Consider the following 26560-nt stretch of genomic DNA (forward strand, 5'->3'; position numbering starts at 1 on the left):
CTGAAGGACATTCTATGATCTCTCTTGATGAAGCAATGCTCTATGCCCCCGTTGAATGGCACGATTGCTCAGAAGGCTATACCGATATTCGTTATCAAAAATCGACTGACGGGATTGCTAAAATCACCATCAATCGTCCGCAGGTGCGCAACGCCTTCCGTCCGCTGACCGTTAAAGAGATGATTCAGGCGCTGGCGGATGCCCGCTATGACGACAATATCGGCGTCATCGTGCTGACCGGTGAAGGCGATAAAGCTTTCTGCGCCGGCGGCGACCAGAAAGTCCGCGGCGACTACGGCGGCTATCAGGACGACTCCGGCGTTCACCATCTCAACGTACTCGACTTCCAGCGCCAGATCCGCACCTGCCCGAAACCGGTAGTAGCGATGGTCGCCGGTTACTCTATCGGCGGCGGCCACGTACTGCACATGATGTGCGACCTGACCATCGCGGCGGATAATGCCATCTTCGGCCAGACCGGGCCTAAAGTCGGCTCCTTTGATGGCGGCTGGGGCGCTTCCTATATGGCGCGTATCGTCGGGCAGAAAAAAGCGCGCGAAATCTGGTTCCTGTGCCGTCAGTACGACGCCCAGCAGGCGCTGGATATGGGGCTGGTGAACACCGTGGTCCCGTTGGCGGATCTGGAAAAAGAGACCGTGCGCTGGTGCCGTGAAATGCTGCAAAACAGCCCGATGGCGCTGCGTTGCCTGAAAGCGGCGCTGAACGCCGACTGCGATGGCCAGGCCGGGCTGCAGGAGCTGGCGGGTAACGCCACCATGCTGTTCTACATGACGGAAGAAGGGCAAGAAGGACGTAACGCCTTTAACCAGAAACGTCAGCCGGACTTCAGCAAATTTAAACGGAATCCATAATGCGCGTTTCGCAGGTTTACCGCTGGCAGATACCGATGGACGCGGGCGTGGTTCTGCGCGAACGGCGGTTAAAAACCCGCGATGGGCTGTTCATCCGCCTGCAGGAGGGTGAACGCGAAGGCTGGGGGGAAATTTCTCCCCTGCCGGGATTCAGTGACGAAACGCTGGAAGAGGCACAAATGACGCTGCTGGCGTGGGCGCGGGCCTGGCGCGACGGCGCCGAGCCGCCGCTTCCCATGCAGCCCTCCGTTGCTTTTGGTATTAGCTGCGCGCAGGCGGAGCTTGGCGGCGAACTACCGCAGGCGGCGGATTATCGCGCGGCGCCGCTCTGTTCCGGCGACCCGGATGAACTGTTCGCCAAACTGGCGGCGATGCCCGGCGAGAAAGTCGCTAAGGTGAAAGTGGGGCTGTGGGAGGCGGTACGTGACGGCATGGTGGTGAATCTGCTGCTGGAAGCGATCCCCGACCTGCAGCTGCGGCTGGATGCCAACCGGGCGTGGACGCCGGTCAAAGCGCAGCAGTTCGCCAAATACGTTAATCCGGCGTATCGCCAACGCATTGCCTTTCTCGAAGAACCGTGCAAAAGCCGCGACGATTCGCGCGAATTCAGCCAGCAGACCGGTATCGCTATCGCCTGGGATGAAAGCCTGCGCGAGGCGGATTTCCGCTTTGTCGCCGAGCCCGGCGTGCGCGCGGTGGTGATCAAACCGACGCTGACCGGCAGCTTGCAAAAGGTTCAGCAACAGGTCGCTGCGGCGCATGCGCTGGGGCTGAGCGCGGTGATTAGCTCGTCGATCGAGTCCAGCCTGGGGTTAACGCAGTTGGCGCGGATCGCCGCCTGGCTGACCCCGCAGACTATCCCCGGACTCGACACGCTGGCGCTGATGGGCGCGCAGCTGGTGCGGGCGTGGCCGGAGAGTACGCTGCCAATATTCAATGCTGATGAGCTGGAGCAACTGCTGTGATGTTTTCCGATTGGCCGTGGCGCCACTGGCGTCAGTTACGCGGCGAGTCGCAGGCGCTACGCCTGAATGACCAGGCGTTGACCTGGCGTGAGCTATGCGCGCGGATTGACGCGCTGGCGTCTGGTTTTGCCGCGCAGGGCGTCATGGAAGGTCAGGGCGTGGCGCTACGGGCCTACAACCAGCCGGAGACGCTACTCGCCTGGCTGGCGCTGCTGCAGTGCGGGGCGCGGGTGCTGCCGCTTAATCCGCAGCTGCCTATGGCATTGCTGCAGGAACTGCTGCCTGCGTTAACCGTACAGCATCAACTGGTGCTTAACGGTGATACGCTGCCGGGGAATTTACCGGCGTTAACTCTGCAGGCGGCAGAAGCCGCCCATACCGTTTGCTGGCATGGCGAACGGCTGGTGTCGATGACGTTAACCTCCGGCTCGACCGGCCTGCCAAAGGCGGCGGTGCATAGCGCCAGCGCCCATCTGGCCAGCGCCGCTGGCGTGCTGGCGCTGATGCCGTTTGCCGGGGAGGACGACTGGCTGCTGTCGCTGCCGTTGTTCCATGTCTCCGGGCAGGGGATCATCTGGCGTTGGCTGCTGGCTGGCGCGCGGCTGACGGTGCGCGATAGACAACCGCTGGAGCAAGCGCTGCTGGGCTGTACCCATGCTTCACTGGTACCGACTCAGCTATGGCGCCTGTTGAATGGCGATGCCGACGTTTCACTTAAGGCGGTGCTGCTTGGCGGCGCGGCGATCCCCGTCGAGCTGACCGAAAGGGCGCGAGCGCAGGGGATACGCAGCTTCTGCGGCTATGGCCTCACCGAATTCGCCTCCACGGTCTGCGCTAAAGAGGCCGACGGAGCGGCGGATGTGGGCGAGGCGCTGCCGGGAAGGGAGGTGAAAATTGTCGCCGGCGAGATCTGGCTGCGGGCGGCGAGCATGGCCGCCGGCTACTGGCGGAATGGTCAACTGTTGTCATTAACCAATGATGAAGGCTGGTTTGCGACGCGCGATCGCGGGGAGTTACGTGCCGGTCGACTGTCGGTTATTGGGCGACTGGATAATCTCTTTTTTAGCGGCGGCGAAGGCATTCAGCCGGAGGAGGTTGAGCGCGTGATACTCGCCCATCCGCAGGTTCAGCAGGTGTTTATTGTGCCGCAGGATGATGTCGAATATGGCCAGCGCCCGGTGGCGGTGGTTGAATGCGAGGATGGCTGCGAAATGACCACCCTGGCGGCATGGAGTGCTGAACGGTTAGCGCGTTTCCAGCAGCCGATACAGTGGCTACGGCTGCCGGAAACGTTAAAGAACGGCGGGATTAAGATTTCGCGCCGGGCGCTGCGCGAATGGGTCAATTCGCCGGTTTAGCCGATATTGGCCTCGGCGCGGCGCTGGCGCTGTTTACGTCTCACACGCAGCAGCGGCGGTACCACCAGGACGGCGACAGCCAGCATCAGCAGCGTTTTGGTTACGCCGCTTTCCCAGAGGATAGCCAGATTACCGTTGCTGATTGACAGCGCGCGGCGCAGGTTCTGCTCCAGCATCTCGCCCAACACAAAACCGAGGATCAGCGGCGACATCGGAAAGTGCATTTTACGCATGATGTAGCCGAGCACGCCGAGGCCAACCATCAGCAACAGGTCAAAGGTGGTGCTGTGAACCGCATAGACGCCAACGGCGGAAACGGCGGCGATGGCGGGTACCAGGAACCATAGCGGGATCGTCAGCATGCGGGTGAACAGGCCAATCAGCGGAATGTTCATAATAAGCAGCATCACGTTGGCGATAAGCAGCGCGGCGATGAGCCCCCAGACGATATCCGGCTGTTCGGTGAACATCGCCGGGCCGGGCGTAATGTTATACAGCGTCAATGCGCCCATCATGACCGCGGTGGTGCCGGAGCCAGGCACGCCAAGCGTCAGCATCGGAATAAACGAACCGCAGGCGGAGGCGTTATTCGCGGCTTCCGGCGCCGCCACGCCGCGAATATCCCCCTTGCCGAAGTTATCGCTATTACCACTGATTTTTTTCTCCGTCATATAGGTGATGGCGCTGGCGATGGTCGCCCCGGCGCCGGGTAGAATACCAACGAAGAAACCCACCACGGAAGAGCGTAGGGTCGCGCCGACGCACTGCGCGGCCTCTTTGGTGTTAAACAGCATGCGCCCGGTTTTACGCACCAGCGTTTGCCCGCCGCTGGTGCTCTCCAGCATCAACAGAATCTCCGAAACGGAGAACAGACCGATAACCACCACAATAAATTGCACGCCATCGGAGAGATGGACGCTGTCGAAGGTGAAGCGGTAAACCCCGGTGTTGGCATCGACGCCGACCGTCGCCAGGCCCAAACCGATTAACGCCGCGAGGAACGATTTCAGCGGGTTTTGCGCCATCATGCTGCCGAGGCAGGCGATGGCAAACACCATCAGCGCGAAATATTCCGCCGGGCCGAACGCCAGCGACCACTGGGCGAGGAGCGGCGCGAACAGAATAATACCGCCGATCGCAATCAGCGAACCGAAGAAAGAGCTGACGGCGGAAATCGACAGCGCGACGCCGCCGCGCCCTTGCTGCGCCATGGGATAGCCATCAAGCGCCGTCATGATGGCGGCGGCATCGCCGGGCACGTTCAGCAGGATAGACGAAATACGCCCGCCATATTCGCAACCGATATAGACCGTCGCCAACAGGATCAGCGCCGATTCCGCGGGCAGGTGCAGGGCAAAGGCCAGCGGCAGCAGAATGGCGACGCCGTTAATCGGCCCGAGGCCGGGCAGCAGCCCGACGATGGTTCCGACAAAGCAGCCGATGAGGGCGATAAGCAGATTTTCCGGCGTCATGGCGACGGCGAAACCCTGCGACAGATAGATCCAGGTATCCATAAGCTTCTCCGTTAATTTAACCAGACGCCAAGCGGCAGAGTCACATCAAGTAAGGTATCAAAGGCGTACCATAACGAGACGCCCATCATCACGCCGGCAATACCTGCCGCCGGTAGCGTGGCGCCGAACAGCAGGCCGATCACCGCCGTCAGCAGCGCGGTCGCCAGCGGAAAGCCCAGCCATTCAAATCCCCAGGCATAGACCACCAGCACCACGACCATGGTTAACAGCCGTTGCAGGACATGTCGTCCCGGCCACTCGATAGCGTCCGGGCGACGCAGCAGCATCAGCGCTGAACACAGCAGCATCAGGCCGATAATGCCCAACGGGAAAGGGCGCGGGCCGACGGGTTCATACGAGTATTCGCTGTGGATCTGCCAGGCGATAAACAGGCCGCCAATGCATAACAACAGCCAGACTCCGGCAAAGATACGATCGCTCATAAGCGCCTCCGCGGATTATTTAGCCAGGCCAAAGGCTTTCGCCTGTTCGCGATAATCGCTGACCTGCTGTTTTACATAGGTATCGAGCTCCTTGCCGTTCATGTTGAATTCAAACAGGCCGCGCAGTTCACGTTGCTTTTTGAACTCATCGGTTTGCTGCAGTTTAGTGAATTCATCAACCCACCACTGGTAGTCGGCATCGCTTACCTTCGGGCCCATAAAGAAGCCGCGAATAATCGGCCAGACCAGCTCATAGCCCTGCTCTTTAGCGGTAGGGACATCGGCCAGCGCGCCCGGCAGACGCTCGTTGGAGAAGACCGCCAATACGCGGATCTTATTTCCCTGCAGGTACGGCACCATTTCACTCAGATCGCCGGAGACCGCCTGCACATGGTTGCCGAGCAGCGCGGTTACCGGCTCGCCGCCGCCCTCAAAGGCGACGTAGCGCATCTTGTGCGGGTCAACGTTGGCTTTTTGCGCCAGCAGCGCCGCTTTCATCCAATCCTGGCTGCCGATGGAGGCCCCGGCGCCAATGACGATAGTGGCGGGATTTTTCTCCATCGCGGTCATGAATGACTTCAGGTCTTTCCATGGCGAATCGGCGCGTACGGCAATCATGCCGTAGTCGGTACCGACGCTGGCCAGCCAGCGCACGTCATCAACCCCGTAGCGGCCGAATTTCCCCTGCGACAAATTCAGCAGCGAGCCGCCGGAAAAGGCGACCACGGTTCCGGCTTCCGCCGGGCGCTGGGCGACGATGGCGTTATAGGCCACCGCGCCGACGCCGCCGGGCATATAGGTGACGCGCATCGGTTTCTCGATCGCGCCGGTTTCCATCAGGCTCACCTGAATCAGCTTACAGGTGAGGTCAAAGCCACCGCCGGGCTTGGCGGGCGCGATACATTCGGTGCGGGACGGGGCTTGCGCCGCGAAAGCGGTGGTTGTACAGAGGCACAGCGCGATGGCGCTAAGATGGCGGAAAAATGGCGTTTTCATAGGCTTCCTCAGTAGGTACAGGGAATGTTTTTCTGATTATGTGAACCGACATGTGGCGATTCGGTTGCGTGATTGTTAAAACAGTTACCTTTCATTTCCCTTTCAATGCGGCAGCAACTTTACAGGATGTGATATGCGTCTCTTATTAGCCGAGGATAACCGTGAGCTGGCTCACTGGCTGGAAAAGGCTCTGGTGCAGGGCGGTTTTGCCGTGGATTGCGTTTTTGATGGCCGGGCGGCGGATCACCTGCTGCAAAGCGAAAAATATGCGCTGGCGGTGCTGGATATCGGTATGCCGGGCCTGGATGGCCTCGAGGTGGTACAGCGGTTACGTAAGCGTGGACAAACGCTGCCGGTGCTGCTGTTGACCGCGCGCAGCGCGGTAGCGGATCGGGTGAAAGGGCTGAACGTCGGCGCCGACGATTACCTGCCTAAACCTTTCGAGCTGGAGGAGCTCGACGCCAGGCTGCGGGCGCTGCTGCGACGTAGCGAAGGGCAGGTACATGAGGTGCAGCAGCTTGGCGATCTGGAATATCGCGATGAAGGCTATTTTCTGCTGCGCGGTGAGATGTTGCCCCTGACGCCGCGCGAGCTGGCGCTATTGAAAGTGCTGATGTTTCGCCGTACCCGTCCGGTTTCCCGCCAGCAGTTGTTTGAACAGGTGTTTAGCCTCAGCGACGACGTCAGTCCGGAAAGCATCGAACTTTACATTCACCGACTGCGCAAGAAGCTCCAGCAGAGTAATGTGCGTATCACTACGCTACGCGGGCTGGGTTATCTGCTGGAGTGTGAGCCGCATGAGCTGGGGTAAACCGCAATCGCTGTATGCCCAACTGCTGCTGTTTCTCGGCCTGCCGCTGGCGCTGTTGTGGGGGTTATCGGCATTCAATAGCTACGTGAGCGCGCTGCAGGCGGCGACGCAGGCCTACGATCGTACGCTGCTCTCCTCGGCGCGCACCGTGGCGGAGCGGCTGGTAGTGCGCGGCGGTCATCTGGAGGTCAATGTGCCCTGGGTGGTGCTGGACAGCTTTGAACTCAACATGAACGACCGGCTGTATTACAAGGTGGTCGACCCGCAGGGGAAAGTGATTTCCGGCTTTGACGATCTGCCGGCAATGCCGCCGGCCACTTCACGAACTCAACTTTATCCGGCGCTGGCATGGTTTTATCATACCGAATACCGCGGTCAGGCAATCCGCGTGGCGCGCCTGCTGCAGCCGGTCAATGAAGGCGGTATCGTTGGTATGGCGGAGATTTATATTGCCGAAACGCTGCAGTCGCGGCGCTGGCTGGCCGGACAACTGCTGTTTTCATCCTGGGTGTCGCAGGGCTTATTAGTGCTGTTGACGTTGGTACTGGCGGGGTGGCTACTGCGCCGCGTTCTGCGGCCAATGCGTCAGCTCTCGGCGCTGATGGTGCGCCGTGAACCCGGCCTGCTGACGCCGCTACCGGAATTGTTGCCGTGGTCGGAAACGCGGCTGCTGATCGTGGCTTTTAACCGCTATATCGACCGCCTGCGGGTGATGATCTCCCGGCAGGAACGCTTTAGCGCCGATGCTTCACATCAGTTGAAAACGCCGCTGGCGGTCCTGAAAACCCAGGCTTCGGTGGCGCTGGCCAGCGACGATCCGCGGCTGTGGCGCGAGAGTTTGCAGGCCATGCGCGCGACGCTGGATGATACGATTTTACTCACCGAACGTTTGTTGCAACTGGCGACGGTGAAACGCCGGGAGCAGGGCGAGCAGGCGTTTGCCGCGGTCGATCTGCAGGAGGTCGTGCACCATAGCTGTTTTTCGCGTATTGCTCAGGCGCGCAGTAAAAACATCGATCTGGGTTATGAGGGCGAACAGTCGCCGGTGTACGTTTTGGGTGATGGCGTTTTGTTGGGCGAACTGTGCGCCAACCTGCTCGACAATGCGATTCGCTACACCCCGGAACGCGGAACGGTGACGCTGAGCCTGCATCGCGATGGCGAAGCCGTCACGCTGAGCGTGGAGGATAGCGGCCCGGGTATCGAGGAAAACCTGATTCACCAGGCGCTGACGCCGTTTCGACGGCTGGAGAATGGCGGCGGTCTACCCGGCGCCGGGCTGGGCCTGGCGCTGGTAAACGATATCGCGCGTCTGCATCGTAGCCGGCCGCAGCTGTCGCGCAGCGAAAGCCTGGGAGGATTAAAGGTGACGCTGCGTCTGCTGACCGTGGCTTAAAGCAGCCCTTTCTGGCTGAGGGTGAGGCGGGTCGCGGCATTAAGATCGTAATGTTGCAGGTCTTCGCCCTTCACCCAGGCGTAATCGTCGAATTCCTCGTTGATCGTGACCTCGCGGTTGGCGCTTATGCAATCGAAAATCAAATAGATCATGTAGATCTCTTCCTGGCGACCATCGGCATAGGTTTTCACGCGGGTATCATCGCGGAAGCTCCATGGCGTGATGTGGGTCAACTGCAGTTTTTCGCCAAGCTCCTCGCGGACTTCACGTCGCAGCGCCTCTTCAATTCTTTCACCCGGCTCCACGCCGCCGCCGGACAGCGCCCACTGTCCGGGAAAAACCCCGCGGTCGGCAGCCATCTTGCACAACAGATAATGGCCATCATTTTGGATGAGCGGGCAAACAATCGTCCTTTGACGCATGATTTTTCTCCTTCGCAGTGAGTCGGGCCGGGTATCGAGGAAACAGTTTGCGAGGCGCCTCGGCAAACCGCAAGGGAAATACGGCGCTGGCTCTACAGAGTGCTAAGTTAAGCGAAATTATCTTATGGAGAGCCACCATGGAAAGGACTACCCATTCCCCACATGACGCCGTGTTTAAACACCTGCTGTCGCATCGGGCGACGGCGCGGGATTTTCTGGATATTCACCTTCCTGAACATTTGCGAGAATTATGCAATCTGCAAACGCTGCAGTTGGAATCCGGAAGTTTTATCGATGAAGACCTGCGCGCCAGCCATTCCGATATTCTTTACTCGCTGCAAACTCAGGCGGGAGACGGATATATCTATCTGCTTATCGAACATCAAAGCTCTGTGGACCGTCATATGGCATTTCGCCTGATGCGTTATGCGATAGCAGCGATGCAGCGGCATCTGGATAAAGGGCATACACAACTGCCATTGGTGATCCCGCTGCTTTTTTATCATGGGCAAGTCTCGCCCTGGCCGTATCCCATGTGCTGGCTGGAAGGATTTGCTCATCCACAAACCGCGCGGCAGGTATACAATCAGGATTTTCACTTAATCGATATCACGGTGCTTCCTGACGATACAATAATGCAGCACCGACGGGTCGCGATGCTTGAGTTGCTGCAAAAGCATATCCGGCAACGCGATATGATGGAACTGCAGGAGCAACTAGCCAGCCTGTTGGCGCTGGGATACACTAGCCGCAGACAGCTCAGGACGCTGCTTCACTATTTATTGCAGGCAGGAAATGCCGCCGATCCGGTCGCCTTTTTACGTAATCTTGCGCAAAATGTCCCCAGACGGCCGCATAAGGAGACGCTAATGAACATTGCCCAGTTTCTGGAACAACGCGGCCATCAGCAGGGCCTTGAGCAGGGCCTGCAGCAAGGCCTTGAACAGGGAGAACAATTGGCTGCGCAACGTATTGCCCAGGCGATGCTGGAAAACGGGCTTGACCTGGCGCTGGTGGCGAAGCTGACGGGGCTTGCGCCGGAGCGTCTGGCCCTGCTCGCCCATTAATTTTTCTGCTTCCTTCAAATGGCCTGCGCGACGCTGATTGCGCAGGTTAATATAGATTTATTTAATCAATACAACCTAATTAAATATAATTACGCTGAATTTGAATTCGGTGGAATTTACTTTCTTTCGCAAATGCGCGTCGGTATTGATGTAAAAAGACGCAACTGGTTACACTCTTGTGAAAAATCATTTCGCCAGGTCATTGATTCCTGACGGGTGCGCAGTAGAATTTTCTGGTTTTTTCGGGACTTCTTTGATTCTTCTTTTCTGGATAGAGTAAATAATGAAAAAGAGCATTTTTATGGCCCTGGCCGGGGTAATGATGGTTTCCTCGGCGGCCCATGCTATTAGCGTTACCGGCGAAGCCGGCGAGCACTATACCAACCTCGGCGTTGGCTTTGGCACCGAATCCACCGGCCTGGCAATTTCCGGCAACTGGTTGCATAGCGATAACGACGGCGACGCCGCGGGCCTGGGTCTGGGTCTGAATATTCCGCTGGGACCATTCCTGGCGACCGTGGGCGGCAAAGGTATCTACACCAATCCGAAGCAGGGCGATGAAGGTTACGCGGCGGCGGTCGGCGGCGGCCTGCAGTGGAAAATCGGCGATAGCTTCCGTCTGTACGGCGACTATTACTACTCGCCTGATTCACTCTCCAGCGGCATCGATAGCTATGAAGAAGCTAACGTCGGCGCCAGCTGGACCATTATGCGTCCGCTTAGCATCCAGGCAGGCTATCGCTATCTGAACCTGGCGGGTAAAGACGGCAACCGTGATAACACTATCGCCGACGGTCCGTACATCGGCGCCAGCGCCAGCTTCTAATCCTCCGGCGCGGCCTGCCGCCGCGCCAAATTTCTTCGTCGCCAGCCCGCGCCTTTGCGCTATAGTAATTCGACTTATCAGGCTGGAGTTCATAATGCTACAAGTGGAAATGCTGTCCACCGGCGATGAAGTGCTGCATGGGCAGATTGTCGATACCAATGCCGCCTGGCTGGCGGATTACTTTTTTAATCAGGGTTTACCGTTAACGCGCCGCAATACCGTCGGCGATGACCTCGACGCGCTGGTGGCTATTCTGCGCGAACGCAGCGAACAGGCGGATGTGCTGATCGTGAATGGCGGTCTGGGGCCGACCAGCGACGATCTTAGCGCGCTGGCGGCGGCGACGGCGAAAGGCGAAGGGTTGGTCCTCAACGCTGAATGGCTGGAGACGATGACGCGATTCTTTGCCGAGCGCGGTCGGCCAATGGCGCAAAGCAATCGCAAGCAGGCGGAAATCCCCGCCAGCGCCGAAATGATCAATAATCCGGTGGGCACCGCCTGCGGGTTCGCCGTACAGCTCAACCGCTGCCTGATGTTTTTCACCCCCGGCGTGCCGTCTGAATTCAAAGTTATGGTCGAGCAGGAGATCGTACCGCGTTTACGTGCGCGCTTCACGCTTCCGTCGCCGCCTGTCTGTCTGCGCTTAACCACCTTCGGACGCTCAGAAAGCGAGCTGGCGCAGAGCCTCAACCACCTGCAGCTCCCCCCGGGTGTGGTGATGGGCTATCGCTCGTCAATGCCGATTATCGAACTGAAGTTGACCGGTCCCGCGACGCAGCGCGATGCGATGCTGGCGCTGTGGCCAGAGGTGCGTAAAGTGGCCGGGGAGAGCGTTATCTTCGAGGGCACGGAAGGGTTACCGGCGCAGATCGCGCGCTGCCTGCAGGAGCGTCAGCTTAGCCTGACCTTGAGCGAACAGTTCACCAGCGGCCTGCTGGCGCTGCAGCTGAGGCGGGCGAACGCGCCGCTTCTCGCCAGCGAAGTGGTGCCGGCGCAGGAGGAGACGTTAGCGCAATCGGCGCGCTGGGCCGCCGAGCGGCGCGTAAACCATTTTGCCGGACTGGCATTGTCGGTCAGCGGTCAGGAGGCCGATTACCTGAACTTTGTGCTGGCGACGCCGGAAGGTACGCACGCGCTGCGGGTTAAGTTCAGCGTGAATCGTCATGGGCTGGCGGTACGGCAAGAAGTGTGCACCATGATGGCGCTGAATATGCTGCGCCGCTGGCTCAACGGTAAGCCGGTCAGCGGCGAGCATGGCTGGATTAATGTCGTCGAGACGCTGTTTATCGACTGATTCAGGCAGGCGCCCCCAGCGCCTGCGCCAGCAGAGTAATGGGATGTTCGCAGCGCTTGCTGGTGGACATCTCTATCTGCCATTTGCAGGTTTCGCAATCGGTAATCACTAAGTCCGCGCCGCTCTCCTCAATCTGGCGAAATAATGGTGCGCCAATCGCCTGCGCCGACGAATAGTTTTCCGACTTGAAGCCGAAGGTGCCGGCGATACCGCAGCACTGCGAATCCAGTACTTCCAGCTGTAGGCCCGGGATTTGGCGCAAAAGCTCAAGGGTGTATAGCGACCAGCCCATTTTTTCCATGTGACATGGAGTGTGATAGACCACCTTCAGCGGCAGCGGGCGCAATGGAAGGGTTTTGCCGGCATCGAGCTGTTTCCAAATCCAGCGCGTCGCTAACTCCACCCGATCCCGCAGATCGCTGTTATCGATATCCAGGAGATGGGGATATTCATCGCGCAGGGTAAAAGTACAGGTTGAAGAGGTGGCGATGATCGGCAAGGTGTTTTCGCGCATGGCGGCGACGTTGCTGTGCGCTTGCTTGCGCGCTTTGTCAAAAAAGCCGTTGGCGATAAGCGGGACGCCGCAGCATTTTTCTTTTGATAAGAGCTGCACGCCGGTACCCAGCGCGTTGACGACGCGAATCAGATCCTTACCCAATTGCGGGTGGTTATAGTTGACGTAGCAGCCATGGAAGAAAGCCACCTGCTCGCTGTACTGCGCCTGTGCGGCGGCGAGCTGGCGGTAAGCGCGGCGGAAGGTGCCGAAGCCATATTTTGGCAGCGTGCGGCGATGGTCGATTTTCAGCGCCGCATCGAGCAGGCGGCGCACCGGTTTTAAACCGGTCGTGGCGTTGACCAGCGGCGCAAAAGGCGTGGAAAGGGTACCCATCAGGTCGGTATGGCTGAGGATAGCATCGCGCAGGGTCGGTGTTTGCTGGCTGTACTGCGCACGCGCGCGTTGAATGATATCGCCGATTTTCACATCAGATGGACAGGCCACCTCGCAGCGTTTGCAATTAATACAATATTTCAGCGCGTCGTCGTACAGCGCGCCATCTTTCAGACGCAGACGTTCGCCGTCCGGCCCCGCCTGTTTCGGGCCAGGATAGCGCGGATTCACCCGGCTCACCGGGCAGGCGGTGGTACAGACCGTACATTTTATGCAGCTTTCAAAGCGGGTATCATTCATGGTCGGCCTCCTGCAAGGTCGTGGATCTGTCTGGCGGCATGCAGCGCGGTGACGGCGCAAACGCCGCCGCCGCAGCCGAGTTGAATGGCATCGAAACCGCCGAGCAGCGAGCCGATAGCGAAAAGATTACTCAGCGGCTGGCCGAGCAGGTGTGGGCGTAGCATGGGGTCCGTCTTCAAACCAAAGCGTTGCCACGGTTGTGACGCGAAGAAATCACGCTGATACCAGCTATCGCGCGCCAGCGTTTGCTGCAGATCGAGGCCGAGGATCGGTTCGCGCACGCTATCACGGGTGGCGACGAGACCGTTACTGAAAAAGCTACCGCTCGCCAGCACGGTAAAGCGCGGGCGCAGCGCGATATCGCCGTGATTTCGCGTCCAGACGGCCTCGACGGCGCCCTGCTGATGGCTGATTTTCACCACTTCGTCACCGGCAAGCCAGGTACCGCCGGTGCGGATGAACTGACGCTGAAGCTGGCTATGCAGGCGCATCCCCGGCACCGAAGGCGGTAGCGTCGGCAGCAGGCGCAGCGGGCAGGGCAGATGTTCCTGTAGCCAATGCCAGAGGCGATTATCCGCGAGCCCAAAACAGGCGGGCATCATCAGCAGCTCGTACTCTTGCGCCAGCGGCAGCAGCGCGGACTGCAGGGCAGGCCACAGGTTTTCATCATCAAGCACGCGGGCGATGTTGGCGGCACGGAACTCCGTAGGGTTATCGCGCAGCACATCAAGCAGCGGTAAATCAATCTCCGCGGCGGTGGCATTCACTCCGCTCTGCCCGAGGGCGGCGGCTGCCAGGTGCGGCTGAAAATCGGCAAAACCGCTAATCCCTACCAGGCATACCCGTTGCTGCGCGAAGGGCGCCAGCGGAACCTCTTCCGGCGACAGCCACGCCGGGCGCAACGTCCCCAGCGGCGTCACCCGCAGATGAGGTTGGCGCGCTTCGCCTTGCATGTTCGCGCCGCAGGCGGCCAGCAGCATTTCGGTCTGCCTGGCGTATTCGAGCACCGCGTCTGCGCCGAGGCGGGAGTAAGGGTGTTCAGGCAGCTGAACGGCCAGTTGCTGAAGACCTTGTGCGACGTCTGTGACGGTATCACCGTTCGGCAGCGCCGAGAGCAGGTCTAACGAAGCAGAGGAAAAGTGCAGCGCGCTTTGCCCGCGGCTGATTATCACGCAGCGTAGGCCGTATTGATTCAGCGCCAGCCCGCACAGTAGACCGGCTAGTCCGCCGCCGACGATGGCGCAATCAAATTTCATCCTGATGCTCCTTTTGCAGTCCGCATAAGCCGAGGTAGACCCAGCGGGTAAATTCACTTTCGCGCAGCGCGTCGCCCCAGGCGATGGGCTGAACGCCCTTCCAGCGTTCATTAAGAAATTCCGACAGCTGAGTTAACGACTGCGCCGGTGTGGCGACGTTGAAGCGCTGTAGCAGCCCGGCGGCGCGGCAGGCGCACAGTTCCCCCTGGCAGGTGCCCATACCGACTCGGGTCCGGCGGCGCAGGTCGAGCAGATTCTTCACCGCCAGATTCTCTACCGCGTACTGCACTTCCCCGGCGGTGACCGCTTCACATTCACAGACCAGGCTGCGGTGCTGGCGGCTGTCGCCGAGCCATGCCGGGGTGCGGTCGCCGTGGCGATAGACCGCCGACCCGCGCAGGGGCGTCGGTAGCGAGATAATCTTTTTCAGCGTGGTTTCTGTGGCTTCCTGGGAACCCGGCAGCGGACGCTCCGCGGTACGGCACGGCTCAGCATTGCCGAGTTTGCGGCAGACGGCGTCGCTGGCCCATTCCGCCATCAGACGGTAGGTCATCAACTTACCGCCGGTAATGGTGATAAAGCCTTCCATACCGTCGCGCGCGGCGTGGTCGAGCAACACAATACCGCGGCTGACGCTGCGTCCGCTGGGATCGTCATCGCTGGCGACCAGCGGACGGACGCCGGAGTAAGCGCGTAGTACTCGGGTACGTCCCATGATCGGCGCCAGTTTTTCACCTTCGCGCAGCAGCGTATCGACCTCTTCCGTCGTCACCCGGTTATCGTCAATTTCGTCATAAGGAATATGCGTCGAGGTGGTGCCAATCAGCGAGATGGTATCGCCGGGCACCAGAATATCGGCATCCGCCGGCTTGCGGCAGCGGTTAATCACCTGGTTATTAATGCGGTGGTCGAGGATCAGCAGCGAGCCTTTTGCCGGGAACATGGAGATGCGCAGATCGGCGTATTCCGCGATGCGTTGGCCCCAGATCCCGGCGGCGTTGACGACGACCTGTGCACGCATACTGCGCGCTTCACGGCGTTGATGATCGTAGATCTGTACGCCGTACACACGATCGCCCTGACGTAGCAGGCCGGTAACCTCGCAGCCGGTGAGGATCTGCGCGCCGTGTTCGCGGGCGTCGAGCATATTAGCGGCCGTCAGGCGGAACGGATCGACGGTGCCGTCCGGTACCTGTACGGCGCCAAGCAGCGTCGGGTTGACCGCGGGTTCCAGACGCAAAGCTTCAGCGGGGGTAAGCGGTTTGGCATCGATACCGGCCTGCTGACAGGCGTTGATAAAGGTTTGCTGCCAGGCGATGTCATCTTCGGGTAGGGTGATAAACAGCCCGTTGGTGGGTTCAATGCAGTGGCGGGCGATGCGGCGTAAAATGCGATTCTCGCTGATGCATTCGCGCGCGGATTCGCCATCGGTGACGGCATAGCGTGCGCCGCTGTGCAACAGACCATGGTTACGGCCGGTGGCGCCGGTGGCGATATCGTGCCGCTCAATCAACACTACGCGTAACCCGCGCAGGGCGCAGTCGCGGGCGATTCCCGCGCCGGTGGCGCCGCCGCCAATAATCAGCGCATCAAATTCTTGCGTCTCGTCCATCTTCCGGTCCTCTACTTTCGTTTTACACCATTTAGCCATATCAAAAGTGTGGAATGTTTGATTTCGAGCATATTTGCGCGCAATTCGAGCGTTTGCTGTGATTTTGTGCTCACAATGGAAAATTTTGTCATATATCTGTAACAAAATGTGCGATATTTCACAGTATTAGTTCTACGCTTTGCCTACCATCGCGACCTAATTAGAAGTGCGTGAATAAATTAGATTTTTTGCGTCGATGTCAGTGAAACAGCAATGGCCACGGAGGCTGATATGTTAAGTATTTTTAAACCCGCAGCGCATAAAGCGCGTTTGCCGGCGGCGGAAATCGACCCGTTGTATCGTCGATTACGTTGGCAGATCTTTATTGGCATCTTCTTCGGTTATGCCGCTTACTATCTGGTTCGTAAGAACTTTGCGCTGGCGATGCCTTATCTGATTGAGCAGGGGTTCTCTCGTGGCGACCTCGGTTTCGCGCTTTCCGGTATCTCCATCGCCTACGGATTTTCGAAATTCATCATGGGATCGGTCTCCGACCGCTCGAATCCGCGCATTTTCCTGCCCGCAGGGTTAATTCTGGCGGCGCTGGTGATGCTGGTGATGGGCTTCGTGCCGTGGGCGACTTCCAGCATCATGATCATGTTCGTATTGCTGTTCCTTTGCGGATGGTTCCAGGGGATGGGCTGGCCGCCGTGTGGTCGTACCATGGTGCACTGGTGGTCGCAGAAAGAGCGCGGCGGGATTGTCTCAGTGTGGAACTGCGCGCATAACGTCGGCGGCGGTATTCCGCCGCTGCTGTTCCTGCTGGGGATGGCGTGGTTTAACGACTGGCACGCGGCGCTGTATATGCCGGCTTTCGGCGCGATTCTGCTGGCCATTTTTGCCTTCGCGATGATGCGTGATACCCCGCAGTCCTGCGGTCTGCCGCCGATCGAAGAGTATAAAAACGACTATCCGGATGACTATAGCGAAAAGCACGAAGAAGAGCTGACGGCGAAGCAGATCTTTATGCAGTACATTCTGCCGAACAAGCTGCTGTGGTACATCGCTATCGCTAACGTCTTCGTTTATCTGCTGCGCTACGGCATTCTGGACTGGTCGCCGACCTACCTGAAAGAAGTCAAACACTTCGCGCTGGATAAATCCTCCTGGGCCTACTTCCTCTATGAGTACGCGGGCATTCCGGGCACCCTGTTGTGCGGCTGGATGTCGGACAAAGTATTTAAAGGCAACCGCGGCGCAACCGGCGTGTTCTTTATGACCCTGGTGACGATTGCCACTATCGTTTACTGGCTGAACCCTCCGGGTAATCCGGGCGTCGATATGGCCTGTATGATCGTCATTGGCTTCCTGATTTACGGCCCGGTGATGCTGATCGGTCTACATGCGCTGGAACTGGCGCCGAAAAAAGCTGCCGGCACCGCTGCGGGCTTCACCGGTCTGTTCGGTTATCTCGGCGGTTCCGTAGCCGCGAGCGCCATTGTTGGCTATACCGTCGATTTCTTCGGCTGGGACGGCGGCTTCATGGTAATGATTGGCGGTAGCGTACTGGCGGTTCTGCTGCTGATTATCGTCATGCTTGGCGAGCGTCGTCATCATCAACAACTGAAACAAGCCTAAGGAGCGGCGATGAAAATGAAACTTACCGCGCTAATGAGCGGAATGATTTTGGCCAGTTCGGCGCTGTGCTTCAGCGCCGTCGCGGCAGAGAAGATTGTCATCGCCCACCGCGGCGCCAGCGGGTATCTGCCGGAACATACCCTGCCGGCGAAAGCGATGGCTTACGCTCAGGGGGCGGATTACCTTGAGCAAGACCTGGTGATGACCAAAGACGACCGGCTGGTGGTGTTGCATGACCACTATCTCGATCGGGTAACTGACGTAGCGCAGCGTTTCCCGCAGCGGGCGCGTAAAGATGGTCGTTTTTACGCTATTGACTTTACCCTGGCCGAGATTAAGTCGCTGAAGTTCACCGAAGGTTTTGAGCCGAAAGATGGTAAAAACGTGCAAACCTATCCCGGGCGTTTCCCGATGGGTAAATCCGATTTCCGTATTCATACCTTTGAAGAAGAGATTGAGTTTGTACAGGGGCTAAACCATTCGACGGGTAAAAATATCGGTATCTACCCGGAAATCAAAGCGCCGTGGTTCCACCATCAGGAAGGCAAAGATATTGCCGCCAGCACGCTGAAAGTGCTGAAGGAATATGGCTACACCAGCAAGCAGGATAAGGTTTATCTGCAGTGCTTTGACGCCAACGAGCTCAAACGCATTAAGAATGAGCTGGAGCCGAAGATGGGGATGGATCTCAATCTGGTGCAGCTCATCGCCTATACCGACTGGAATGAAACGCAGCAGAAACAGGCCGATGGTAAATGGGTGAACTACAGCTATGACTGGATGTTCAAGCCGGGGGCGATGGCGCAGATTGCGCAGTACGCCGACGGTATTGGTCCGGATTACCATATGCTGGTAGCGGAAGGCTCGAAGCCGGGCGCGGTGAAGCTGACGGCGATGGTAAAAGAGGCGCACGCCAGCCATCTGCAGGTGCATCCGTATACCGTGCGCGCGGATCAGTTGCCGGAGTACGCCACTAACGTTAATCAGCTCTATGACGTGCTGTATAACCAGGCGGGCGTCGACGGCTTGTTTACCGATTTCCCGGATAAAGCGGTGCAGTTCCTGGACGCGAAATAAAACAAAAGGGCCGTAAGGCCCTTTTTTATGTTTTCCCCCTCTCCCTGTGGGAGAGGGCCGGGGTGAGGGCATCAGGCCGCACACATCGACAACACTACATCTCGATCTCAATATCGCCTTTCGCCCGGCAGCAGCAGGGCAAAATTTCTCCCGGCTGGATAAACGCCAGCGGTTCGGTCAGCCAGTCAACCTGACCTGACACCAGACGCGTGCGGCAGGAACCGCAATAGCCTTCGCGGCACTGATACTCCACGTCGATGTTATGCGATTCAAGCGCGGCCAACAGGGAAGTATGTTCATCCTGACACTCAAGGCGAGTGCCAGAAATCCTCAAGAAAATCCGCTTCATTACAGCTGGAAGTTGCTCAGATCGTCAGCGTCGACTTCAGAATCGATCTGGCCGACGAGATAAGAGCTGACTTCCACTTCCTGCGGCGCGACCTGAACGTTGTCGGAAACCAGCCAGGTGTTGATCCATGGGATCGGGTTGGAGCGGGTCTGGAACGGTAGATCGAGGCCCACCGCCTGCATGCGGATATTGGTGATGTACTCGACGTACTGGCAGAGAATATCTTTGTTCAGACCGATCATCGAGCCGTCGCGGAACAGATAGTCCGCCCACTCTTTTTCCTGCTGCGCCGCCAGCACGAACAGGTCATAGCACTCCTGTTTGCACTCTTCGGCGATTTCCGCCATTTCCGGATCGTCGCTGCCGGAGCGCAGCAGGTTCAGCATATGCTGAGTGCCGGTCAGGTGCAGCGCTTCATCACGGGCGATCAGGCGAATAATCTTGGCGTTGCCTTCCATCAGCTTGCGTTCGGCAAAGGCGAAGGAGCAGGCGAAGCTAACGTAGAAGCGGATCGCTTCCAGCGCGTTGACGCTCATCAGGCACAGATACAGTTTCTTTTTCAGCTCGCGCAGATTCACGGTCACGGTTTTGCCGTTGACGGTGTGGGTGCCTTCGCCCAGCAAATGCCAGTAGCTGGTCATTTCGATCAGCGAATCGTAATAGTGAGAGATGCCTTCCGCGCGTTTCTGGATCTGCTCATTGGTCACGATATCGTCGAACACCGTCGCCGGATCGTTGACGATGTTGCGAATAATATGGGTGTAAGAGCGCGAGTGGATCGTCTCGGAAAAGGCCCAGGTTTCCACCCAGGTTTCCAGTTCCGGGATGGAAATCAGCGGCAGCAGCGCGACGTTCGGGCTACGGCCCTGGATGGAGTCGAGCAACGTCTGATATTTCAGGTTGCTGATGAAAATATGCTTTTCATGTTCCGGCAGCGCCTGATAGTCGATGCGATCGCGCGAAACGTCGACTTCTTCCGGGCGCCAGAAGAAGGAGAGCTGCTTTTCAATCAGCTTTTCAAAGATGTCATATTTTTGCTGATCGTAGCGGGCCACGTTAACCGGCTGGCCAAAAAACATCGGCTCAAGCAGTTGATTGTTTTTCGTCTGTGAAAAAGTGGTGTATGCCATGAGTGGGTCCTGTTGAGATTGTATCGCCCGGCAACACTGCGTTTGCCGGGCCTACAAAACCGTAGGCCGGGTAGGCATCGCGCCACCCGGCAAAAATACCTTAGATCTTACATGCGCCGCTTTCGCAGCCGTCGTCCTGAATTGACGGCGCCAGGTCATCCTGGGCGTCTTCCGCGCCATCACGGGTGTTGTGATAGTACAGCGTTTTCACGCCGAATTTATAGGCGTTGAGCAGGTCTTTCAGCAACTGCTGCATCGGCACTTTTCCGGACGGGAAACGCGTCGGGTCGTAGTTGGTGTTGGCGGAAATCGACTGATCGATAAACTTCTGCATGATGCCGACCAGCTGCAGATAGCCGTCGTTATTCGGCATTTCCCACAGCAGTTCGTAGGCGTTCTGCAGATTTTCGTAATCCGGAACGACCTGGCGCAGGATCCCGTCTTTCGACGCTTTGATGCTCACGTGGCCGCGCGGCGGCTCAATGCCGTTGGTGGCGTTGGAGATCTGCGAAGAGGTCTCAGACGGCATCAATGCGGAGAGCGTGGAGTTACGCAGGCCGTGGGTTTTGATGGATTCGCGCAGCTGCTCCCAGTCGAAATGCAGGGATTCGCTCACGATCGCATCCAGGTCTTTCTTGTAGGTATCGATCGGCAGAATACCCTGCGCGTAGGTGGTTTCGTTGAACCACGGGCAGGCGCCTTGTTCGATAGCCAGTTCGTTGGAGGCCTTCAGCAGATAATACTGAATAGCTTCGAACGTTTTGTGCGTCAGATTGTTGGCGCTGCCGTCGGAGTAGCGTTTGCCATGTTTCGCCAGATAGTAAGCGAAGTTGATAACGCCGATGCCCAGCGTACGACGACCCATCGCGCCGCGTTTGGCCGCCGGGATTGGGTAATCCTGATAATCCAGCAACGCATCCAGCGCGCGCACCGCCAGCACCGCCAGATCTTCCAGCTCATCGAGGCTATCGATGGCGCCAAGGTTGAACGCCGACAGCGTGCACAGCGCGATTTCGCCGTTTTCGTCGTTCACATCGTCCAGCGGTTTGGTCGGCAGGGCGATTTCCAGGCACAGGTTAGACTGGCGCACCGGCGCGACAACCGGGTCGAACGGGCTGTGGGTGTTGCAGTGGTCAACGTTCTGAATATAGATACGGCCGGTGGAGGCGCGTTCCTGCATCATCAGCGAGAACAGCTCAACGGCTTTAATACGCTGTTTGCGGATGCTGTCGTCTTTTTCGTATTTAGTGTACAGACGTTCGAACTCGTCCTGATCGGCGAAGAACGCATCGTACAGGCCAGGAACGTCGGACGGGCTGAACAGGGTGATGTCCTCGCCTTTCAGCAGGCGGGTGTACATCAGCTTGTTGATCTGCACGCCGTAGTCCATGTGGCGAACGCGGTTGGCGTCGGTGCCGCGGTTGTTTTTCAACACCAGCAGGCTTTCGACTTCCAGATGCCACATCGGATAGAAGAGGGTGGCCGCGCCGCCGCGAACGCCGCCCTGCGAGCAGGATTTCACCGCGGTCTGGAAGTGCTTATAGAACGGGATGCAGCCGGTGTGGAAAGCTTCGCCGCCGCGGATCGGGCTACCCAGCGCGCGAATGCGGCCGGCGTTGATACCGATACCGGCGCGCTGGGAAACGTATTTCACAATCGCGCTGGAGGTGGCGTTGATCGAATCCAGGCTATCGCCGCACTCGATCAGCACGCAGGAGCTGAACTGACGAGTAGGGGTACGCACGCCGGACATGATCGGCGTCGGCAGCGAAATTTTAAAGGTGGACACCGCGTCATAGAAACGCTTGATGTAGTCCAGACGGGTCTCACGCGGATAGTTAGAGAACAGGCAAGCCGCGACCAGAATATAGAGGAACTGGGCGCTTTCATAGATTTCGCCGCTGACGCGGTTCTGCACCAGGTATTTACCTTCCAGCTGCTTAACGGCGGCATAGGAGAAGTTCATATCGCGCCAGTGGTCGATAAAACCGTCCATCTGCTGGAACTCTTCTTCCGTGTAGTCTTCCAGCAGATGATGATCGTATTTACCTTTTTCGACCATGTTCACCACATGGGTGTACAGCGCCGGCGGTTCAAACTGGCCAAACGCTTTTTTGCGCAGGTGGAAAATCGCCAGTCGCGCGGCGAGGTACTGGTAGTCCGGCGCATCGCGGGAGATCAGGTCCGCTGCGGCCTTAATAATGGTCTCGTGGATGTCGGCGGTTTTGATGCCGTCATAGAACTGAATATGCGAACGCAGTTCTACCTGAGAAATCGAAACGTTATTCAGTCCTTCTGCCGCCCAATCTAGTACGCGATGGATTTTGTCGAGATTGATACGCTCGGTGCTACCGTCGCGCTTTGTCACCAGCAGACTCTGATTCATGTGGTTTTTACCTGTCCGTGAGAAAAAATATCCCCCCATTTATCCACAGCAAGTCGTTGTGACTAACTCTGTGGATAAATACTATATGTAGGGGGTTGTCGATAAAAAGAACGCTATATGGTGAGTTATTTTAGTAAGGATTCTTTTGAGTACAAGGGTTGATTTTGACGTTAATTTGAGGTTGCGCAGGCGTAATAATCGCTAAGTCCACGCCGTATAAGGCCTGGAGAAGAAGTCAATAAAACAGAAAAAAAAATCAAAATTTGATCGAGTGCTGATTTCTTCGTCGGAAGGGAAAATTGCGCAGCTTGATGCCGCGCAATCATCATCATAAAAACGTATGACGTTATGCTTTTTTCGCCGTTGTATGCAACATATAGTTAACATCAACCCCCGGCGCCAGCTTGAAGGTATTAGTGAGCGGATTGTAATGCAGGCCGGTAATGTGCTGCTCTTTCAGAGAAGTCTGATCGATCCAGCCGATGAGCTCCGCCGGCTTGATGAACTTCTTAACGTCATGCGTACCTTTTGGCACCATTTTCATCACGTATTCCGCGCCGACCACGGCCATCAGCCAGGCTTTGCCGTTGCGGTTAATGGTCGAGAAGAAGACCTGGCCGCCGGGCTTCACCAGCCGCGCGCAGGCATGCACGACCGACTGTGGATCAGGGACGTGCTCGAGCATCTCCATACAGGTGACGACGTCGTACTGTTGGGCGTGCTTCGCCGCGTGCTCTTCGACGGTCTCCTGCACATACTCCACCTGAACGCCGCTCTCCAGCGCGTGCAGTTTTGCGACCTGCAGCGGCTCGAAGCCCATATCCAGACCGGTGACCGTTGCACCTTCGCGCGCCATGCTTTCGGCGAGGATGCCGCCGCCGCAGCCGACATCAAGCACTTTTTTGCCGAACAGGCCGCCGGAGCGTTCGGCAATATAGCCAAGGCGCAACGGGTTGATGCGATGCAGCGGTTTGAACTCGCCTTCTAAATCCCACCAGCGCGAGGCGACGGCTTCAAATTTGGCGATTTCATTGTGATCAACGTTGGGGGCCACCGACGGTTTTTCGGCATTCATGGGCGCTTTTACTCCTTTTCTGTTCTGACCTGCGAGTATATCAGCAGACTGCCACGAATAAACCGTATTGCTTTACCTCTATTACGACGGCTGTGTTATAATTTGCGACCTTTGAATCCGGGACACAGTAGAGGGATAGCGGTTAGATGAGCGACCTTGCGAGAGAAATTACACCGGTCAACATTGAGGAAGAGCTGAAAAGCTCGTATCTGGATTATGCGATGTCGGTCATTGTTGGCCGTGCGCTGCCGGATGTCCGAGATGGCCTGAAGCCGGTACACCGTCGCGTACTATACGCCATGAACGTATTGGGCAATGACTGGAACAAAGCCTATAAAAAATCAGCCCGTGTCGTTGGCGACGTAATCGGTAAATACCACCCGCATGGTGATACCGCCGTTTATGACACCATCGTACGTATGGCGCAGCCGTTCTCCTTGCGTTATATGCTGGTCGATGGCCAGGGTAACTTTGGTTCTGTCGATGGCGACTCCGCCGCAGCGATGCGTTATACGGAAATCCGTATGTCGAAGATCGCTCATGAGCTGATGGCCGATCTCGAAAAAGAGACGGTTGATTTCGTCGACAACTATGACGGCACGGAGAAAATCCCTGACGTCATGCCGACAAAAATCCCTAACCTGCTGGTGAACGGTTCTTCCGGTATCGCCGTAGGTATGGCGACCAACATTCCGCCGCATAACCTGACGGAAGTTATCAACGGCTGCCTGGCGTACGTTGATAACGAAGACATCAGCATTGAAGGGCTGATGGAACACATTCCGGGCCCGGACTTCCCGACCGCCGCTATCATTAACGGCCGTCGCGGTATTGAAGAGGCCTATCGTACCGGTCGCGGTAAAGTTTACATTCGCGCGCGCGCGGAAGTCGAAGCTGACGCGAAAACCGGTCGTGAAACCATCATCGTGCACGAAATTCCGTATCAGGTGAACAAAGCGCGCCTGATTGAGAAAATCGCCGAGCTGGTGAAAGAAAAACGCGTTGAAGGCATCAGCGCGCTGCGCGACGAATCTGACAAAGACGGTATGCGTATCGTTATCGAAGTGAAACGCGACGCGGTGGGTGAAGTGGTTCTTAACAACCTCTACTCCCAGACCCAACTGCAGGTTTCTTTCGGTATCAACATGGTTGCGCTGCACCACGGTCAGCCGAAGATCATGAACCTGAAAGACATCATTGCGGCGTTTGTTCGTCACCGCCGCGAGGTTGTCACTCGTCGTACTATTTTCGAACTGCGTAAAGCGCGCGACCGTGCGCATATCCTTGAAGCGCTGGCGATTGCGCTCGCTAACATCGATCCGATTATCGAATTGATTCGCCGCGCGCCGACGCCGGCGGAAGCAAAAGCGGGTTTAATCGCGCGTTCATGGGATCTGGGCAATGTCTCCGCGATGCTGGAGCGCGCCGGCGATAACGCCGCGCGTCCGGAGTGGCTGGAGCCAGAGTTCGGCGTGCGTGACGGCCAGTACTATCTGACCGAACAGCAGGCCCAGGCGATTCTGGATCTGCGTCTGCAGAAACTGACCGGTCTGGAGCATGAAAAACTGCTCGACGAGTACAAAGAGCTGCTGGATCAGATTGCCGAGCTGCTGCACATTCTGGGTAGCGCCGATCGTCTGATGGAAGTTATTCGCGAAGAGCTGGAGCTGGTTAAAGAACAGTTTGGCGATGCGCGTCGTACCGAAATCACCGCCAACAGCGCCGATATCAATATCGAAGACCTGATCAACCAGGAAGATGTTGTCGTGACCCTGTCGCACCAGGGCTATGTGAAATATCAGCCATTAACCGACTACGAAGCGCAGCGTCGTGGCGGTAAAGGCAAATCGGCAGCGCGTATTAAAGAAGAAGACTTTATCGACCGCCTGCTGGTGGCCAACACCCATGACACGATCCTCTGCTTCTCCAGCCGTGGTCGTTTGTACTGGATGAAGGTTTATCAGCTGCCGGAAGCCAGCCGCGGCGCGCGTGGTCGGCCGATCGTCAACCTGCTGCCGCTGGAAGCTGACGAGCGTATCACCGCTATCCTGCCGGTTCGCGAGTACGAAGAGGGCGTTAACGTCTTTATGGCGACCGCCAGCGGTACCGTGAAGAAAACGGCATTGACCGAGTTCAGCCGTCCGCGTTCTGCCGGTATCATTGCCGTCAATCTGAACGAAGGCGACGAACTGATCGGCGTCGATCTGACTTCTGGCCAGGACGAAGTGATGCTGTTCTCCGCCGCTGGTAAAGTGGTGCGCTTTAAAGAAGACGCCGTTCGCGCGATGGGCCGTACCGCAACCGGCGTACGCGGTATCAAGCTGGCAGGCGAAGATAGCGTAGTGTCGCTGATTATTCCTCGCGGCGAAGGCGCTATCCTGACCGTGACGCAAAACGGTTACGGCAAGCGTACTGCGGCAGCAGAGTATCCGACCAAGTCACGTGCGACGCAGGGCGTTATCTCTATTAAGGTCACCGAACGTAACGGTTCCGTGGTCGGCGCCGTGCAGGTCGATGATTGCGACCAGATCATGATGATCACCGATGCGGGTACACTGGTGCGTACTCGCGTTTCTGAAGTGAGCATCGTGGGTCGTAATACTCAGGGCGTGATTCTGATCCGTACCGCGGAAGATGAAAATGTTGTTGGCCTGCAGCGCGTGGCTGAACCGGTTGACGACGAAGAACTGGATGCCATCGACGGCAGCGTAGCGGAAGGCGATGATGATATCGCGCCGGAAAACGATGCTGACGACGACATCGCCGAAGACGAAGAGTAATCGTCGCAGGTAAATGTTCTGAAAGGGCCGGGTATTATCCCGGCCCTTTTTGCATTAACATTGCGACAAAGCCCATTTACCGCTACTTTAACCCCATTCTGTTGAGCCCCTGACGACCGAGCATT

General features: G+C 57.7%; 22 protein-coding genes. 11 read left to right on the forward strand and 11 right to left on the reverse strand.

The genetic code is table 11. The features are described 5' to 3' along the window. The first annotated feature begins 14 nt into the window (after positions 1-14). Genes menB through menE form a run of 3 tightly spaced genes read left to right on the forward strand, consistent with a single transcriptional unit; the run spans position 15 to position 3195 of the window. On the forward strand, positions 15-872 hold the full coding sequence (gene menB / locus KGA69_RS13740) for a 1,4-dihydroxy-2-naphthoyl-CoA synthase (protein WP_015365600.1): 858 nt from the start codon (positions 15-17) through the stop codon (positions 870-872). Further along, complete coding sequence (gene menC / locus KGA69_RS13745; RefSeq protein WP_047043272.1) at positions 872-1837, forward strand: o-succinylbenzoate synthase; 966 nt, start codon at positions 872-874, stop codon at positions 1835-1837. The genes menB and menC overlap by 1 nt, the downstream gene beginning before the upstream one ends. Further along, complete coding sequence (menE, locus tag KGA69_RS13750; protein WP_063447962.1) at positions 1834-3195, forward strand: o-succinylbenzoate--CoA ligase; 1362 nt, start codon at positions 1834-1836, stop codon at positions 3193-3195. The genes menC and menE overlap by 4 nt, the downstream gene beginning before the upstream one ends. Here the strand turns inward: menE and KGA69_RS13755 are convergent. The 3 genes from KGA69_RS13755 to KGA69_RS13765 are packed head-to-tail and all read right to left on the reverse strand — an operon-like array spanning position 3192 to position 6148. Beyond that, a complete protein-coding gene (locus KGA69_RS13755) occupies positions 3192-4709 on the reverse strand; it encodes a tripartite tricarboxylate transporter permease (RefSeq protein ID WP_213292394.1) in 1518 nt (505 codons plus the stop codon). The two genes, menE and KGA69_RS13755, sit on opposite strands and share 4 nt — an antisense overlap. Positions 4710-4720: 11 nt before the next feature. After that, on the reverse strand, positions 4721-5152 hold the full coding sequence (locus KGA69_RS13760; RefSeq protein WP_049059391.1) for a tripartite tricarboxylate transporter TctB family protein: 432 nt from the start codon (positions 5150-5152) through the stop codon (positions 4721-4723). A 15-nt stretch (positions 5153-5167) separates the two neighbouring features. Further along, positions 5168-6148 (reverse strand): Bug family tripartite tricarboxylate transporter substrate binding protein, encoded by a 981-nt coding sequence (locus KGA69_RS13765; protein WP_063447964.1) that lies wholly within the window; start codon positions 6146-6148, stop codon positions 5168-5170. A 133-nt stretch (positions 6149-6281) separates the two neighbouring features. On the opposite strand from KGA69_RS13765, the gene tctD reads away from it, so the two are divergent. After that, positions 6282-6959: a transcriptional regulator TctD gene (gene tctD, locus KGA69_RS13770; RefSeq protein ID WP_045391436.1), complete on the forward strand. Its 678-nt coding sequence runs from the start codon at positions 6282-6284 to the stop codon at positions 6957-6959. Next, positions 6946-8355, forward strand: a complete 1410-nt coding sequence (locus tag KGA69_RS13775) for a sensor histidine kinase (protein ID WP_045391433.1) — start codon at positions 6946-6948, stop codon at positions 8353-8355. Before tctD ends, KGA69_RS13775 begins: the two co-directional genes overlap by 14 nt. Here the strand turns inward: KGA69_RS13775 and nudI are convergent. After that, a complete protein-coding gene (gene nudI, locus KGA69_RS13780; protein WP_045391430.1) occupies positions 8352-8777 on the reverse strand; it encodes a nucleoside triphosphatase NudI in 426 nt (141 codons plus the stop codon). The genes KGA69_RS13775 and nudI overlap by 4 nt on opposite strands. 137 nt (positions 8778-8914) lie before the next feature. On the opposite strand from nudI, the gene KGA69_RS13785 reads away from it, so the two are divergent. From KGA69_RS13785 to KGA69_RS13795, 3 genes are all read left to right on the forward strand, one after another. Beyond that, positions 8915-9844 (forward strand): Rpn family recombination-promoting nuclease/putative transposase, encoded by a 930-nt coding sequence (locus KGA69_RS13785; RefSeq protein WP_045391428.1) that lies wholly within the window; start codon positions 8915-8917, stop codon positions 9842-9844. A 283-nt stretch (positions 9845-10127) separates the two neighbouring features. Next, on the forward strand, positions 10128-10670 hold the full coding sequence (locus tag KGA69_RS13790) for a YfaZ family outer membrane protein (RefSeq protein WP_015365610.1): 543 nt from the start codon (positions 10128-10130) through the stop codon (positions 10668-10670). 94 nt (positions 10671-10764) lie between these two features. Further along, the gene (locus KGA69_RS13795) at positions 10765-11964 is read left to right on the forward strand and encodes a nicotinamide mononucleotide deamidase-related protein YfaY (RefSeq protein ID WP_213292395.1); all 1200 of its coding nucleotides are present in this window, start codon (positions 10765-10767) and stop codon (positions 11962-11964) included. Between the two features lies 1 nt (position 11965). Here KGA69_RS13795 and glpC read toward each other — a convergent pair whose 3' ends face one another. From glpC to glpA, 3 genes are read right to left on the reverse strand one after another with little or no spacing between them, the layout of a single operon-like run. After that, on the reverse strand, positions 11966-13153 hold the full coding sequence (glpC, locus tag KGA69_RS13800) for an anaerobic glycerol-3-phosphate dehydrogenase subunit GlpC (protein WP_045391420.1): 1188 nt from the start codon (positions 13151-13153) through the stop codon (positions 11966-11968). Next, positions 13150-14409 carry a glycerol-3-phosphate dehydrogenase subunit GlpB gene (gene glpB / locus KGA69_RS13805; RefSeq protein ID WP_045391417.1) on the reverse strand — a complete coding sequence of 420 codons (1260 nt, stop codon included), beginning with the start codon at positions 14407-14409 and terminating at the stop codon, positions 13150-13152. Before glpB ends, glpC begins: the two co-directional genes overlap by 4 nt. Continuing rightward, positions 14399-16021 (reverse strand): anaerobic glycerol-3-phosphate dehydrogenase subunit A, encoded by a 1623-nt coding sequence (gene glpA, locus KGA69_RS13810; protein ID WP_213292396.1) that lies wholly within the window; start codon positions 16019-16021, stop codon positions 14399-14401. Before glpA ends, glpB begins: the two co-directional genes overlap by 11 nt. A 270-nt stretch (positions 16022-16291) precedes the next feature. Between glpA and glpT the strand changes: the two genes are divergently transcribed. Together glpT and glpQ are read left to right on the forward strand one after the other, a co-directional pair. Next, positions 16292-17638, forward strand: coding sequence for a glycerol-3-phosphate transporter (gene glpT / locus KGA69_RS13815; protein WP_015365615.1), 1347 nt, complete (start codon positions 16292-16294; stop codon positions 17636-17638). Positions 17639-17647: 9 nt separating this feature from the next. Continuing rightward, on the forward strand, positions 17648-18715 hold the full coding sequence (gene glpQ / locus KGA69_RS13820) for a glycerophosphodiester phosphodiesterase (protein WP_045391411.1): 1068 nt from the start codon (positions 17648-17650) through the stop codon (positions 18713-18715). Between the two features lie 94 nt (positions 18716-18809). On the opposite strand, the gene yfaE is transcribed toward glpQ, so the two are convergent. From yfaE to ubiG, 4 genes are all read right to left on the reverse strand, one after another. Beyond that, positions 18810-19064 carry a class I ribonucleotide reductase maintenance protein YfaE gene (yfaE, locus tag KGA69_RS13825; RefSeq protein ID WP_213292397.1) on the reverse strand — a complete coding sequence of 85 codons (255 nt, stop codon included), beginning with the start codon at positions 19062-19064 and terminating at the stop codon, positions 18810-18812. Then, the gene (nrdB, locus tag KGA69_RS13830) at positions 19064-20194 is read right to left on the reverse strand and encodes a class Ia ribonucleoside-diphosphate reductase subunit beta (RefSeq protein ID WP_015365618.1); all 1131 of its coding nucleotides are present in this window, start codon (positions 20192-20194) and stop codon (positions 19064-19066) included. The genes yfaE and nrdB overlap by 1 nt, the downstream gene beginning before the upstream one ends. 100 nt (positions 20195-20294) lie before the next feature. Further along, the gene (gene nrdA, locus KGA69_RS13835) at positions 20295-22580 is read right to left on the reverse strand and encodes a class 1a ribonucleoside-diphosphate reductase subunit alpha (RefSeq protein WP_015365619.1); all 2286 of its coding nucleotides are present in this window, start codon (positions 22578-22580) and stop codon (positions 20295-20297) included. Positions 22581-22926: 346 nt separating this feature from the next. Continuing rightward, positions 22927-23655, reverse strand: coding sequence for a bifunctional 2-polyprenyl-6-hydroxyphenol methylase/3-demethylubiquinol 3-O-methyltransferase UbiG (ubiG, locus tag KGA69_RS13840; protein ID WP_045391407.1), 729 nt, complete (start codon positions 23653-23655; stop codon positions 22927-22929). 146 nt (positions 23656-23801) lie between these two features. Here ubiG and gyrA point away from each other — a divergent pair, with 146 nt between their 5' ends. Then, the gene (gene gyrA / locus KGA69_RS13845) at positions 23802-26435 is read left to right on the forward strand and encodes a DNA topoisomerase (ATP-hydrolyzing) subunit A (RefSeq protein WP_045391405.1); all 2634 of its coding nucleotides are present in this window, start codon (positions 23802-23804) and stop codon (positions 26433-26435) included. Positions 26436-26560 lie beyond the last annotated feature (125 nt).

Origin of the sequence: Klebsiella sp. A52 (assembly GCF_018388785.1) — a bacterium.
GTDB classification, from domain to species: Bacteria; Pseudomonadota; Gammaproteobacteria; order Enterobacterales; family Enterobacteriaceae; genus Klebsiella; species Klebsiella aerogenes.

Excerpts from the sequence above, each read along its gene's own strand:
- menB (WP_015365600.1), top strand. The coding sequence starts at position 15 with ATGATCTCTCTTGATGAAGCAATGCTCTATGCCCCCGTTGAATGGCAC.
- menC (WP_047043272.1), top strand. The coding sequence starts at position 872 with ATGCGCGTTTCGCAGGTTTACCGCTGGCAGATACCGATGGACGCGGGC.
- KGA69_RS13755 (WP_213292394.1), bottom strand. The coding sequence starts at position 4,709 with ATGGATACCTGGATCTATCTGTCGCAGGGTTTCGCCGTCGCCATGACG.
- KGA69_RS13760 (WP_049059391.1), bottom strand. The coding sequence starts at position 5,152 with ATGAGCGATCGTATCTTTGCCGGAGTCTGGCTGTTGTTATGCATTGGC.
- KGA69_RS13765 (WP_063447964.1), bottom strand. The coding sequence starts at position 6,148 with ATGAAAACGCCATTTTTCCGCCATCTTAGCGCCATCGCGCTGTGCCTC.
- tctD (WP_045391436.1), top strand. The coding sequence starts at position 6,282 with ATGCGTCTCTTATTAGCCGAGGATAACCGTGAGCTGGCTCACTGGCTG.
- KGA69_RS13775 (WP_045391433.1), top strand. The coding sequence starts at position 6,946 with ATGAGCTGGGGTAAACCGCAATCGCTGTATGCCCAACTGCTGCTGTTT.
- nudI (WP_045391430.1), bottom strand. The coding sequence starts at position 8,777 with ATGCGTCAAAGGACGATTGTTTGCCCGCTCATCCAAAATGATGGCCAT.
- KGA69_RS13785 (WP_045391428.1), top strand. The coding sequence starts at position 8,915 with ATGGAAAGGACTACCCATTCCCCACATGACGCCGTGTTTAAACACCTG.
- KGA69_RS13790 (WP_015365610.1), top strand. The coding sequence starts at position 10,128 with ATGAAAAAGAGCATTTTTATGGCCCTGGCCGGGGTAATGATGGTTTCC.
- KGA69_RS13795 (WP_213292395.1), top strand. The coding sequence starts at position 10,765 with ATGCTACAAGTGGAAATGCTGTCCACCGGCGATGAAGTGCTGCATGGG.
- glpC (WP_045391420.1), bottom strand. The coding sequence starts at position 13,153 with ATGAATGATACCCGCTTTGAAAGCTGCATAAAATGTACGGTCTGTACC.
- glpB (WP_045391417.1), bottom strand. The coding sequence starts at position 14,409 with ATGAAATTTGATTGCGCCATCGTCGGCGGCGGACTAGCCGGTCTACTG.
- glpA (WP_213292396.1), bottom strand. The coding sequence starts at position 16,021 with ATGGACGAGACGCAAGAATTTGATGCGCTGATTATTGGCGGCGGCGCC.
- glpT (WP_015365615.1), top strand. The coding sequence starts at position 16,292 with ATGTTAAGTATTTTTAAACCCGCAGCGCATAAAGCGCGTTTGCCGGCG.
- glpQ (WP_045391411.1), top strand. The coding sequence starts at position 17,648 with ATGAAAATGAAACTTACCGCGCTAATGAGCGGAATGATTTTGGCCAGT.
- yfaE (WP_213292397.1), bottom strand. The coding sequence starts at position 19,064 with ATGAAGCGGATTTTCTTGAGGATTTCTGGCACTCGCCTTGAGTGTCAG.
- nrdB (WP_015365618.1), bottom strand. The coding sequence starts at position 20,194 with ATGGCATACACCACTTTTTCACAGACGAAAAACAATCAACTGCTTGAG.
- nrdA (WP_015365619.1), bottom strand. The coding sequence starts at position 22,580 with ATGAATCAGAGTCTGCTGGTGACAAAGCGCGACGGTAGCACCGAGCGT.
- ubiG (WP_045391407.1), bottom strand. The coding sequence starts at position 23,655 with ATGAATGCCGAAAAACCGTCGGTGGCCCCCAACGTTGATCACAATGAA.
- gyrA (WP_045391405.1), top strand. The coding sequence starts at position 23,802 with ATGAGCGACCTTGCGAGAGAAATTACACCGGTCAACATTGAGGAAGAG.